Here is a 12,507-nt window from a genome sequence, read left to right on the forward strand (position 1 = left end):
CACGATGTCCCGATTCCGAGTGCTCGCCTTAGCCCTGGTCACCACGGCCACTGCCCTGGTGACCGCCTCACCCCCGGCCGCGGCCGCCGGCGCGACGCTGACCGTCAACGTCGCGCAGCCGTTCCGGCCGGTCACCCACGTCGCCTCCGGCGGCCTGTACGGCCTGGCCGAGAACTCCCGGCCGGCCGACTCCACCCTCCTCCCGATCAAGGTCAACTCCCTGACCCAGCCCGCGCCCGGCGTCGGCCAGCGCCCCAACGGCCAGCCGCCCGGCGGCGACTCCCTGCTGGTGTCCCCGCAGGCCACCCGGGCCGGCGCGGGCGAGTTCATCCGGATGCCCGACATCTATCCCGACTTCCCGTACAGGTGGGTGAGCTGGGACGACTGGCTGGCCAAGGTCAACACCATGGTCAACGCCCGGCTGTCGGCCACCACGGTCACGAACGTCATCGGCTGGGAGCTCTGGAACGAGCCCGACTACACCTGGAACACCGCCGCGGCGGGCAACTTCAACGACGCCTGGGTGCGTACGTACCGGGCGGTGCGCGCGCTCGACACGCTCACGCCGATCGTCGGCCCCAGCACCGCCACCTACAACCGCTCCTGGATGCAGTCGTTCCTCACCAACGCCAAGAACACCGGCACCCTGCCGGACATCATCTGCTGGCACGAGCTGCAGAACCCCACCAGGATCGCCTCCGACATCGCCGACTACCGCAACCTGGAGTCCTCGCTCGGCATCAGCCCGCGCCGCATCTCCATCAACGAGTACGCCGCCACCAGCGAGGTCGACGTGCCCGGCCGGATCGCCAGCTACGTCGCCAAGCTGGAGCGGGGCGGCGTGGAGTCCGCCCACCGAGCGTTCTGGTACGAGTACGGCACCATGAACGGCCTGGTCGTCAACAACAGCCAGCCCACCGGCACCTGGTGGCTGTACAAGTGGTACGGCGACATGGCCGGGAACATGGTCACGACCACGACGACCACGACGACCGGCCTGGACGGGTTCGCCTCCTACGACGGCACCCGCAAGATCGTCAACGTGGCGTTCGGCAACGAGGCCGGCACCAACACCGTCAACCTCACGGGCCTCGGCGCACTCGGCTCCAGCGTCCGCGTCACGCTGACCTCCACCCCGTCCAGCGGCCGCTTCACCGCGGTCACCGCCCCCACCACGATCTCCACGACCACCCGGACGGTCAGCGGCGGCCAGCTCAGCGTGTCCGTGCCCAACATGGTGGCCACCAGCGCCTACCAGCTCGTCGTCGAGCCGGTCAGCGGGGTGCCTGCCTACCAGCAGCGGTACGAGGCCGAGAACGCCTCCGTCTTCCGCGCCCAGCGGCTCAGCGCCTCCAGCGCGTCGGGCGGCGGCTACGTGGGCCGGATCGACAACTCGGGCACGCCGCGTACCGACAGCTACGTCGACTTCGTGGTGAACATGCCCACGGCGCGCTCGTACACGATGACCATCGGCTACGCCAACGGCACCGGCGCCACCGCGACCCAGGGCCTGGCCTACAACGGCGGCTCCTGGAGCACGGTCAGCTACCCGCCCACCGCGGCGTGGGGCGAGTTCGGCGCCACTGTCAGCACCACCGTCACCCTCCGGGCCGGGTACAACGTGATCCGCCTGGCCAAGGGCTCGCCGTTCTTCTCCGGCGGCACCGGATACGCCGAACTCGACTACATCCAGCTCACCTGACCCGGGGGGGGGGGGGGGGGGGCCCCCCCCCCCCCCCCCCCCCCCCCCCCCCGCCCGGCCCCCCCCCCCCCCCCCCCCCCCCCCCCCCCCCCACGTCAGGGCTTGCGGCCCACGCCGCAGACCGCGTTGATCATCGCCGGCTGGGGCGGCGCTCCCGCCGGGGGCCGCCAGAGCGGCGTGGAGACCACGCCCGGGTCCACGAGTTCGAGCCCCTTGAAGTGGACGGCGAGCCGCTCGGGGCTGCGCAGCGTGTACGGGAAGGCGGCCCGCTCGTTGTAGGAGCTCACCGCCGCCACCAGCGAGGGGTTGACGTCGGCGCCGTCGGACAGCGCCAGGTGGCTGCCGGGCGGCAGCGCCTTGACGTAACGGCGGACGAGATCGGCGGCGAGGTCGTCGTCGGGGATCTGGCCGGCGATGCTGAGCATCATCAGGCCGATCGGCCGCGAGAAGTCCAGGGTCTCGGCCGCCGCCGCGAGGATGGTGCCGGGGTCGCGCACGTCGGCCTCGACGTAGGCGGTCCTGCCCTGCGGGGTCCCGGCGAGCAGGGCGCGGGCGTGCACGAGCACCAGGGGGTCGTTGTCGACGTAGACGACGCGGGACTCGGGCGCGAGGCGCTGCGCCACCTCGTGCGTGTTGTCGGCGGTGGGCAGGCCCGAGCCGATGTCGAGGAACTGCCGGATGCCCGCCTCGGTGACGAGGTAGGTCACCGCGCGCCGGAGGAACTCGCGCTGGAGCGTGGCCACCTGCGCGAAATCGGGGAACACGCGCAGCAGGGTGTCCCCGGCCTCGCGGTCCACGTCGTAGTTGTCCTGCCCGCCGAGCAGGTAGTTCCAGACCCGGGCGGAATGCGGCTTCGTACGGTCGATCCTGGGGTCGGCGTCCATGGGCGAAGCCTATAGGGATCTTCGCGAGCATGATCGACTGCTTGTGTCAGACTGCGAGTATGGCCCACACCCATGACGCAGAAGACCCGGCGTGCGCGGTGGCCCACAGCGAGGCCCACAGCGAGGCCCCTGTCGAGCCGGCCGGGCGGACGCTGGTCGCCGTCTTCGCCTCCCCGGTGGCCGAGTGCCTGCTGAGATTCGGCGCCGAGCTCGGCTTCCGCCCGATCCTGGTCGAGCCCGATCCCGAGCGCCGCCTCGAGGGATTCACGGCGGTGACCGGGCTCGGCGCCTGGCTCGACGCCACGGCCGACGTGGTGCTCACCGACCATCACCGTGAGGAGATCGGACCGGTCCTGCGCGACGTGCTCAAGTTCCCCGTCCGGTGGGTCGGCATCATGGGCAGCGCCCGCCACACCGCGCCGCACGTGCGGGCGCTGGCCGACCTCGGCGTGCCGCCCGAGGAGGTCGCACGGGTGCACCGGCCCATCGGGCTCAACATCGGCTCGCGCACCCCGCCCGAGATCGCCGTCGCCACCCTGGCCGGCCTGATCGCCGACCGCAACGACCGCCCGGGCGGCTTCGCCTTCTGAGGAGTCAGCGCAGGTGGGCGGCCGTCCAGCAGTCCACCGCGCCCGGCTTGCCGCACCTCTTCAGGCCGTCGAGGACCTTGCTCAGGGCGGCCGTCCTGGCGTTGCCGGGGTCGTTGGACTCCTCGCGCGGATCGGTGACGGTGTTGTAGTACTCGGGCCGCGGATCGCCCTTGTACTCGACATAGAGCTCCCCGCCCGTGCGCACGGCGGAGTAGCTGGGCGGCCGGGAGTTGCCCTTCTTCATGGCGTCCGCGTCGGGGTCGGGCTGGCCGGGCGCGTGGGGGTCCGGCTTGACGTGCTCGATCAGCGCCGCGTCGCGCCAGCCGGTGACGTTCTGACCCTGGATGAGGGGCAGCAGGCTGCGGCCGTCGCGGCTGTCACGCGTCGCCGCGCCGACGCCGGCCATGTCGAGGAAGGTCGCGAACAGGTCCACGTTCTGGGCGATGGCGGGCGTCACGAGGTCGCCGCGCGGCCCCGAGGCCGGGCGCCTGACCAGGAGCGGCACCCGTACGTCGTGGTCGTAGGCCGTGGCCTTGCCGCGCACCAGGCGGTGCTGCCCGAGGTGGAAGCCGTTGTCGCTGGTGAACACGACGTACGTGTTCAGCTTCTCCTCCTCGGTCAGCGCGGACAGGACGCGCTGCACCATGTCGTCGATCGACTGCACCATGCGGATCCGGTCGCGGAAGTCCTCGCGGAGCTTCTCGGTGATCTTCGGGCCGATGGGCTCCCGCCGTACCCAGGAGGGCTTGTCGGTGGTGTCCTCGTTGAACGACGGCAGGGTGGTCACGTCGATGGAGTCGCAGTCGGGGCCGCCGCAGTCGCCATGGGGGAACTCGCCGACGGGGAAGCGGTCCTTCGGCCGGTCGCGCGGCGCGGGCGGGAAGCGCGGCTCCGTGTCGCCGCGCTTCACGTTGACCCTGTTGTGCGGCGAGAAGGGCGAGACCTGGAGGAAGAACGGCTCGCCGGGGGTGTACCGGCGGGACCGCTCGATGAAGCCCACCGCCCGCTGCCCCAGCTCGTCGACCAGGTAGCTGCCCTTGGAGGGCTCGATCGGCCGCCGGCCGCCCGCTTCCTCCTTGATGTAGCGGGTGAGCTTGTACCGGAACTCGTTGTAGCCGCCGCTCGCCGTCACGTGCCACTCGTCCCAGCCGGGCGGGACGTGGTAGCCGGGGCCCGCGGGATACTCGTTGATGTACTTGCCGAGGTAGCCCGTGCGATATCCGGCCTGATGCAGGGAGACGGCGTACGTCCTGCCCTCGTGCTTGGCGAACGCCCCGTAGCCGCCGTGGTCGTAGCCCTGGTTGGTCCGCACGCCCGTGTTGTGCGGGAACTGGCCGGTGAACATGGTGGCGCGGGAGGGGCAGCAGAGCGAGTCGGCCACGTAGTAGCCGGTGAACGTGGTGCCGTCGTGGCTCAGGCTCTTGACCGTGTCCATGTACTGGAGCAGCTCGGCGGACATGTCGTCGACGAGGAAGAAGATGATGTTCGGCCGCTTGGGCGCGGCTGGGCCGCGCGCGATGGCCCCCGCGCTTGACGGGGACGCGAGGGTCAAGATGAGGACGACGGCCAGCGCCACCGCCAAGCTTTTCCTGATATATCCGGGCATCGGGGGGAACAGCCTCTTTGGCAGGGGACAGGAGGTTGGGGGTGCGATGCACGTACATTCTGGACAAAGCACTCAAACAACTTCATATCACCCGCGAGGGCATGCTCCGGAGCCGGGCAATCCCGGCCGGCCCTCATGGGGCACGGCCGGGCGAAGACCGGCGTCTAGTTCCAGATCCCCGGGACCGCGGCCGGGACCTTGTCCTCGAGCTGGTCCCGGTCGAGCACGTCTCCCTGCAGGGGCAGGAGAACGGTGACCTCGCGACCCCAGTCCGCGTAGCGGGTGCTCGACTCGACCGTCATGGAGCTCTTGCCGTAGGGCAGGACGGCCTTGGCGGACAGCCGCTCGACCAGGCCGTCTCCGCCGAACCAGAGGGTGTAGCTGATCTTGCCGTCGCGGCCGCTCCTGGAACGCGTACCGAAGCGCGACGCGAACGAGGGGGAGACCGCCGCGAGCTTGGTGGCCTTGATCGAGCCCTTCAGCACGCCGTCACGCCACGAGGTGCGGTGGGACAGGAGCGTCTTGAGCGTGCCGGGCTCCAGGGCGTTCAGCACCAGATTGCTCGGCGGCAGAGCGGCCCGGCTGTAGGCCACCCAGCTCGTGCCCTGGGGCAACGCGGAGTCGACGATCGGGCCCGAGACGTAGCTCACGTCCCGGGTGGAGATCATCCTGATGGGCCCCTGCTGCAGGGCCTCGACCTCCGCCGGCTTCGTCCTCTTCACGCTGCGAAGGAGGTCCTCGCTGTACTGCAGGGTCTGGGCCACATCGGACGCGGCCGCGCCGCGCCGGTCGAACCCGATCGTGCCCTCCAGCCCCGAGGTGACGACCAGGCTGCGCGTGTACGTCACCTTGGCCGTGGACTGCACGTTGACGGCTCTGCCGGCGGTTAACTCGGCCTTGAGCGCCTTGACCGGGTCGATCGTGGGTGCCGCTTGCGCGGGCGTGGCGGTGAGTTGCACCACGCCCGCGACCACGGCGGCACCGATGATGGCTCGCTTCATGGGTTTCCTTGGGAACGGTCCGAAAAGTCGCGAACAATCTGGTGCATCGAAGATCATCAGTCAAGTCGAACCATGACATCCGGTATTTCCCGGACACCCCGTTCCCTTGATCTCACGCCGAACGGGGACGAGCATGGTCAACGGCGGCCCGACGACAGGGAGAGACGTGCCGGCGTGAACGACCACAGCGAAGACACGCGCAAGATCCCGCGCCAGGCCGCACCTGTGGCCTGCCCGGTCCGGCGCGCCGACGACGGCACCTGGGAGGTCCGCGGCCACGAGCAGGCCCGCGCCGTGCTGCGCAGCTACGACACCGTCCAGGCCGGGCTGGGCATCGAGACCGTGGAGAAGCTGCCGGCCAGGATCCGGCGACCGGTCCTCTACCGCGACGGGCCCGAACACCGCGAGGACCGCCGCCAGACCGCGCGGTTCTTCACGCCCCGCAGGGTGGACGAGCGGTATCGCGACCTGATGGCGCGGGTCGCGGAGAGCCGGCTCGCCGAGCTGCGGGAGACGGGGGAGGCGCACCTGTCGGAGCTGAGCTTCGGCGTGGCGATCGAGGTGGCGAGCGCGATCATCGGCCTGACGTCCAGCAGGCCCGGGATCCGCGCCAGACTGGAACGGTTCTTCCCCGAGAAGTTCGGCCGGCCCGGCCTGACCAGCCCGAGCGGGATCTACTGGCTGGTCAGGCAGAACGTGAGCTGGCTGAGCGTCTACCTGGCCGACGTGCGCCCGGCGATCCGCGCCCACCGCCGCGAGCCGCGCGACGACCTCATCTCGCACCTGATCTCCGAAGGGTGCACGGACGCCGAGATCCTCGGCGAGTGCCTGACCTTCGCCGCGGCCGGCATGGTGACCACGCGCGAGTTCATCTGCGTCGCGGCCTGGCACCTGTTCACCGACGAGGCGCTGCTGGAGCGCTACCGCGCGGCGGACGAGCCCGGCCGCCTCGCCGTCCTGCACGAGATCCTGCGGCTCGAACCCGTGGTCGGGCGGCTGCGCCGGCGCACCACCGCCGCCCTCGACCTGGCCGGCGCCGACGGGCCGGTCACGGTGCCTCCGGGCGCGGTGATCGAGGTGTTCGTCGACGCGGCCAACACCGATCCCCGAGCCGTGGGCTCGCTGCCGCTGTCGGTCTGCCCCGGCCGCGCCATCGACGGAGGCACGAGCGCCGCGGCGCTGTCCTTCGGCGACGGGCCGCACCGGTGTCCGGGGGCGAACATCGCCATCCTGGAGACGGACGTCTTCCTCAGCCGCCTGTTCGCCATGGACGGCGTGCGGATGGCGTCGGCGCCGCGCGTGAGCTTCAACAACGACATCGGCGGCTACGAGATCCGCGGGCTGGTGGTCAGGGTGGGGGACCCGTAGGGGTCAGGAGGCACCGCGTGCCGCGGTGACCACCACCGCGGTGTAGCGCATCGTGAAGCCGCCCCCCGCCGCGTCGACGGCGGCGCCGACGCCCGCGAGCACCTCCTGCAGCGTGGCCGCCGGGAGCCGGGTGTGGACGCCGGTGGTGGGCACCAGGTCCAGCCACTCGTCGCGGGTGTAGGGCCGCTCCCAGTCGAAGCGCCACTCCTCCACCTCGCCGAACGCGCCCGCCTGCCGGATGCCGTCGGCGGCCTTGGCGCTCAGCGACACGTACGCGTCCGCGTCGGACATCATGCGCTGGTAGATCGGCGCGTCGGGCATGATCCTGCGGTAGACCGCGGCGATGGCCGCGCCGAGATCGGGCGGGGTCTGGAACGCGTTCCAGAACACCGCCAGCCGTCCGCCGGGACGCAGCACCCGCGCCGCCTTGCCCGCGCCGGCGACGGGGTCCACCCAGTGCCAGGCCTGTCCGGCGACGACCGCGTCGAAGTCCCGGCCGGCGGGCTCCCAGGTCTCGAACGTCGACACCTCGACCTCGAGCCCTTCGCGCCGCGCGAAGTCGGCCATCCGCTCGTCGGGATCGACCCCGAGCACCTTGCAGCCGGCCGCCTCGAACTGCCGGGCCTCGATGCCGGTGCCGCAGCCGACGTCGAGGACGTCGGGCCCGGGGCTGCCGGCGACGATCCGGGCCACCATGGCGTCGGGGTAGTGGGGCCGGGTCCGGTCGTAGCGCTCGGCGTCCACGCCGAACGATTCCGCCATCTGCCGAGCTTGATGCGGCTCGGGCTCGGGAAGAGAGCCTGCCGGCTGAGATATAGTGGGCATGCGCCCACTATGGATGGGCACGTGCCCACTCGTCAACCCCGCGTTGACGAAAATGGAAGGCGGGATGCGCGGTGCCGACAGGGGTGGCCCTCCGCGACGTGCGTGAGCAGCTGTTCGACGCCGCCGACCGGATCCTGTTGCGGGACGGGCCGAGCGCGCTGACCAGCCGGGCGGTCACGACCGAGGCCGGCTGCGCCAAGGGCGTCCTGCACCGGCACTTCGAGGACTTCGACGCCTTCCTCGCCGAGTTCGTGCTCGATCGCGTCGACCGGATGGACGCCCAGACCGCCGAGCTGCGCGAGTCTGCCGGGACCGGCACCGTCGCCGGGAATCTCGCGGGCGCGCTGGCGGCGCTGTTCGGGTCGGTCGCCGTGGCGATCGTCGCCCTCATCACCTTCCGGGACGAGCTGCGCGCCCGGCTGCGCCGGACCTGGCCGGCTGGTGTCCCGGTTCTGACGGAGGCCTGCATCATGATCGCCTCCTACCTCGGCGCGGAGCGGGACCTGGGGCGCATCGCGGCCGACGCCGACGTCGACACGCTCGCTGCGACCCTGATCGGGACCGGCCACCTGCTGTTCGCCGACCGGACGGGCGCCCCGCCGGAGCCCGCCGCCGTCCGCAAGATGGTGAGCGCGGTCATCGCCGGCGTCGAGCGGTGAGGTGCTGGCAAGACGGACCGTATCGTCTCGTCTTCCTGCTATGCTGGCCCGCATGTCCAAGCGCCCCGATCCCGCCCGCCGCAGTGAGCGCTCGCGGCAGGCCGTCCTCGAAGCGGCCCGCGAGCTGGTCTCCGAAATGGGCTACGCCAAGGTCTCGATCGAGGCCATCGCCGCCCGCGCGGGAGTAGGCAAGCAGACGATCTACCGCTGGTGGCGTTCCAAGGGCGCCGTGATCTTCGACGCCTTCCTCGCCCTCAGCCAGGAAGGCGACAGCATCGCGCTGCCCGACACGGGCGACATCGAGGCCGATCTCAAGCTGGTGATGCGGGCGACGGTGGCCGAGTTCGCCGACCCGGAGTTCGAGGCGCCGATCCGGGCGCTCAACATGGAGATCATCAACGATCCCGACCTCGCCGCCCAGTACCGCGAGAAGCTGGCGGGCCCGGTCGACGAGGCCAAGAAGGCCCGGCTGCGCAGCGCGCAGCGCGCCGGCCAGATCGCCGAGGACGCCGACCTCGACCTGGCCCTGGAGCTCCTGTACGCCCCCCTGTTCCAGCGCTGGCTGCACCGCTCGGGCCCGCTCACCCCCGAGTACGCCGACGCCCTGGTCGAGCTCACCCTCAAGGCCCTGCGCCCCGCCTGACCGCGGCCGCCGTCACCGGGCGGGCCGCTGCGTCGGCGAGTAACTGTACCTTCTGGATGGTACAGTTACGGCTATGCGACCGAGCCAGAGGACCCGGATCCTGGACGCCGCCATCCGCGTGACGGAGCGCGACGGCATCACCGCCCTGACGCTGGAGTCGGCGGCCGAGGAGGCCGGCGTGACCAAGGGCGGGCTGATGTACCACTTCCGCACGCGCGACGAGCTGCTGGTGGCGATCCAGCGGCATCTGACCGACGCGTGGGAGGCGCAGCTCGTCGCCGAACTGGGCAAGCCGCTGGCGGAGGCGTCGCCGCAGGAGGCCGTCGAGGCCTACGTACGGGTGGGCGCGCACGGCTCGGCGAGCAAGGCGGACCTGGCGTTCATGGTCGAGTCGGTCACCACGCCGGCGCTGGCCGAGGCGTGGGACGACCTCATCGGCCGCTGGGCCCCGCCGCCCACCTCGACCGACCCGCGCGACATCGACCTGCTCCTGGCCCAGCTGGCCGTCGACGGGCTGTGGCTGTGGCGGGCCACGAGCATGATCCCCCTGTCCGAGCCGGTCAGGAAGGCACTCCACGACCGCCTGCTCAAGCTGGTGGCGGCGGAGGACGCCGACGCCGGCTGACGCGGGAGCCCGAGCAGGCGTCCTCCACCCCCCATACGTGCCCAGCCACCCCGACGACCGGGATCGCCCAGGTCGCCGGGGTCAGCCGTGTGACCCTGCGCCACCACCCCTTTTTCCTTGGAGGACCCCCATGACGAACACGGTGACCGAGCTGAACCCCAGACGCTGGGCGGCGCTGGCCGTCCTGTCGGCCAGCCTGTTGCTGATCACGATGGACATGACCATCCTCAACGTGGCACTGCCGCAGATCTCGGCCGACCTGCGGCCGGGCGCGGTCGAACTGCTGTGGATGATCGACGTCTACTCCCTGGTCGTGGCGGGCCTGCTGGTGGCCGTCAGCGCGCTGGGCGACCGCTGGGGGCGCAAGCGCATGCTCGTCTCCGGCTTCGTCCTCTTCGGCCTGGCCTCCGTCGCCGTGCTGTGGGCCGACAGCCCGGCCGAGGTGATCGCCGTACGGGCGCTGCTCGGCGTCGGCGGTGCGATGATCATGCCGTCGACCCTGTCGATGATCCGCAACCTGTTCACGGACGCCCGCGAGCGGGCCACCGCGCTGGGCGTGTGGGCCGCGATGGCGGCGGTGGGCGGCGCGCTCGGCCCGATCGTGGGCGGGCTGCTGCTGGAGGCGTTCAGCTGGCACGCCGCGTTCCTGGTGAACGTACCGGTCATGGCCGTCGCCGTCGTCACCGGGCTGCTCCTGCTGCCCGAGTCGCGCAACCCCGACCCCGGCCGCTGGGACGCCCTGGGCACGGTGCTGTCGATGGTCGGCATGATCGCCCTGGTCTACGCCATCAAGCACGTGGCCACCGAGGGCCTGGACGCCTGGACCGCGCTCACGGCCGTCCTGGCCGCGGTCACGCTGACCTGGTTCGTCCGGCGGTGTCTGGGCCGCCCCGACCCCCTCCTGGAGATCCGGCTGTTCCGCGGCGGCGCCTTCGCCTCCGGCACCCTGGCCGCCTTCACCACCTCGATCGCCATGGCAGGCATGATGCTGCTCATGGTCCAGTGGGCGCAGCTCGTCCAGGGCTACTCGCCGCTGCAGACGGGCCTGGCCATGCTGCCCATGGCGGTCGGCTCCGCGGTCCTCTCGCCGCTGGCGCCGGCCCTGGCCACCCGGATCGGCGCGCGTACGGTGCTGGCCGGCGGGCTGGTGATCGGCGGGCTCGGCTTCGTGGTGCTCTGGGTCGCCCCGACGACCTACCTCTGGGTGGCCGTGTCGATCCTGCTGATCGGGGCGGGCATGGGCTCGCTGGCCATAGCCTCCGCCGTGATCATGGCGGGCGCCCCGGCGGAGAAGGCGGGCAGCGCGGCCGCCATCGAGGAGACCTCGTACGAGATCGGCGGCACCTTCGGCGTCGCGGTGCTGGGCAGCCTGGCCGCGGCCCTCTACCGGGCCGAACTGCCCGAGAACGCCACCGACGCGGTCCGCGAGTCGCTCGGCGGCGCGCTGGCGGCCGCCCGCGCGATCGGCTCCTCCGACCTGGCCGCGCAGGCCACGCTCGCCTTCACCGAATCGCTGCGGACGACCAGCCTGTACGGCGCCCTCCTCATGCTGCTGGCGGCCGTGGCCGTCTGGTGGCGCACCCCCGCCCGGCTGGACCTGGCCTCGGCCCAGCACTGAGCGCCCCCCACCCGCGAGGACCTCCGGGCGGCGCAGCACCGAGCGCCGCTACCCGCGGGGTCCTTCGGGCGGCGCGGCGGGCAGGACGACGGACAGGGCATGGCGCAGGATGGCCGCGAACGACTCGGTGTTGCCGGGCTCCAGCCAGCGCCGCCCCGCCACCCGGATGGCCCCGGCCACCGCCGCGGCCACGACGGCGGGGAACAGGTCGCGCCCGGGATCGACGCCGGTGCGCGCCGCGATCGCCTCGGCGAGCGGCCCCTCCGCCATGGTGAACGTCTTCAGCGCCTCCCCCTCCAGCGCCGGCGTCGACATGATCATGCGCAGCCCGGCCCGGTCGGGCTCGGGGTCGGTGTAGAGCTCGACCACGGCCGCGATGACGGCCTGGTCGAGCGGCTCGCCGGCGGGCCGGGCCCGCAGCGCCTGCCCCGCGCGCCTGGCCTGGTCGGCGTGGAAGGCGCAGATCGCCTCCTCCCTGCTGGAGAAGTAGTTGTTGTACGTGCGCGGGGAGACGCCCGCGGCCGTGGCGATGTCATGGACGCGGACGAGGGCCAGCCCGTGGGGCCCCTGCTCGATGGCCAGGCGCAGGGCGGCATGGCTGATCGCCTCCCGGGTGGCCTGCTTGTTGCGGGCCCGGAGGTCCACGGCGTCGTCGTTCATGGGAGGACTCTATCCGACATTGCGTGCAGCGCACTATGTGCGTGGCGCGCAAGTTGTGGGTAAAGTGCGTGGGGACGCCTGGCACTCACCCCTGGAGAGTGCCAGCCGCCGGGGCGGCGAGGTCCGCAGGCAGGTCTTGCCGCCTGCCCGCGGGCCGTCCGTCGCGGGCGCCGTCCCGGCGAACCCCCATCGTGAGCAGGAGAGAACATGGCTTCGAAGATGATTGCGTTCGACGAGGACGCCCGGCGCGGTCTCGAGCGCGGTATGAACCAGCTCGCCGACGCCGTCAAGGTGACCTTGGGTCCCAAGGGCCGCAACGTCGTGCT

At 71.8% G+C, this 12,507-nt stretch carries 12 protein-coding genes; 7 read left to right on the forward strand and 5 right to left on the reverse strand.

Going from position 1 to position 12,507, the window contains the following annotated elements; all coding sequences use genetic code 11:
• The first annotated feature begins 4 nt into the window (after positions 1 to 4).
• Positions 5 to 1,702, forward strand: coding sequence for a hypothetical protein (locus ACIHFD_RS59775; RefSeq protein WP_397374547.1), 1,698 nt, complete (start codon positions 5 to 7; stop codon positions 1,700 to 1,702).
• A 95-nt stretch (positions 1,703 to 1,797) separates the two neighbouring features.
• Here ACIHFD_RS59775 and ACIHFD_RS59780 read toward each other — a convergent pair whose 3' ends face one another.
• Positions 1,798 to 2,586 carry an SAM-dependent methyltransferase gene (locus ACIHFD_RS59780; protein ID WP_397374548.1) on the reverse strand — a complete coding sequence of 263 codons (789 nt, stop codon included), beginning with the start codon at positions 2,584 to 2,586 and terminating at the stop codon, positions 1,798 to 1,800.
• 59 nt (positions 2,587 to 2,645) lie between these two features.
• Between ACIHFD_RS59780 and ACIHFD_RS59785 the strand changes: the two genes are divergently transcribed.
• Positions 2,646 to 3,176: an XdhC family protein gene (locus ACIHFD_RS59785; protein WP_397374549.1), complete on the forward strand. Its 531-nt coding sequence runs from the start codon at positions 2,646 to 2,648 to the stop codon at positions 3,174 to 3,176.
• Positions 3,177 to 3,180: 4 nt separating this feature from the next.
• On the opposite strand, the gene ACIHFD_RS59790 is transcribed toward ACIHFD_RS59785, so the two are convergent.
• Positions 3,181 to 4,752, reverse strand: coding sequence for a sulfatase (locus ACIHFD_RS59790; protein WP_397374558.1), 1,572 nt, complete (start codon positions 4,750 to 4,752; stop codon positions 3,181 to 3,183).
• A 194-nt stretch (positions 4,753 to 4,946) separates the two neighbouring features.
• Complete coding sequence (locus ACIHFD_RS59795; RefSeq protein ID WP_397374550.1) at positions 4,947 to 5,783, reverse strand: hypothetical protein; 837 nt, start codon at positions 5,781 to 5,783, stop codon at positions 4,947 to 4,949.
• Between the two features lie 174 nt (positions 5,784 to 5,957).
• On the opposite strand from ACIHFD_RS59795, the gene ACIHFD_RS59800 reads away from it, so the two are divergent.
• Complete coding sequence (locus ACIHFD_RS59800) at positions 5,958 to 7,151, forward strand: cytochrome P450 (RefSeq protein ID WP_397374551.1); 1,194 nt, start codon at positions 5,958 to 5,960, stop codon at positions 7,149 to 7,151.
• 3 nt (positions 7,152 to 7,154) lie between these two features.
• Here ACIHFD_RS59800 and ACIHFD_RS59805 read toward each other — a convergent pair whose 3' ends face one another.
• Complete coding sequence (locus ACIHFD_RS59805; RefSeq protein WP_397374552.1) at positions 7,155 to 7,913, reverse strand: class I SAM-dependent methyltransferase; 759 nt, start codon at positions 7,911 to 7,913, stop codon at positions 7,155 to 7,157.
• A 134-nt stretch (positions 7,914 to 8,047) separates the two neighbouring features.
• On the opposite strand from ACIHFD_RS59805, the gene ACIHFD_RS59810 reads away from it, so the two are divergent.
• From ACIHFD_RS59810 to ACIHFD_RS59825, 4 genes are all read left to right on the forward strand, one after another.
• Positions 8,048 to 8,635 carry a TetR/AcrR family transcriptional regulator gene (locus tag ACIHFD_RS59810; protein WP_397374553.1) on the forward strand — a complete coding sequence of 196 codons (588 nt, stop codon included), beginning with the start codon at positions 8,048 to 8,050 and terminating at the stop codon, positions 8,633 to 8,635.
• Between the two features lie 52 nt (positions 8,636 to 8,687).
• On the forward strand, positions 8,688 to 9,278 hold the full coding sequence (locus tag ACIHFD_RS59815) for a TetR/AcrR family transcriptional regulator (protein ID WP_397374554.1): 591 nt from the start codon (positions 8,688 to 8,690) through the stop codon (positions 9,276 to 9,278).
• A 73-nt stretch (positions 9,279 to 9,351) separates the two neighbouring features.
• The gene (locus ACIHFD_RS59820; RefSeq protein ID WP_350741023.1) at positions 9,352 to 9,903 is read left to right on the forward strand and encodes a TetR family transcriptional regulator; all 552 of its coding nucleotides are present in this window, start codon (positions 9,352 to 9,354) and stop codon (positions 9,901 to 9,903) included.
• 130 nt (positions 9,904 to 10,033) lie between these two features.
• Positions 10,034 to 11,521: an MFS transporter gene (locus tag ACIHFD_RS59825; RefSeq protein WP_397374555.1), complete on the forward strand. Its 1,488-nt coding sequence runs from the start codon at positions 10,034 to 10,036 to the stop codon at positions 11,519 to 11,521.
• 48 nt (positions 11,522 to 11,569) lie between these two features.
• On the opposite strand, the gene ACIHFD_RS59830 is transcribed toward ACIHFD_RS59825, so the two are convergent.
• On the reverse strand, positions 11,570 to 12,181 hold the full coding sequence (locus ACIHFD_RS59830) for a TetR/AcrR family transcriptional regulator (RefSeq protein WP_397374556.1): 612 nt from the start codon (positions 12,179 to 12,181) through the stop codon (positions 11,570 to 11,572).
• Positions 12,182 to 12,507: the final 326 nt, after the last annotated feature.

The sequence above is a fragment of the Nonomuraea sp. NPDC051941 genome, assembly GCF_044593615.1.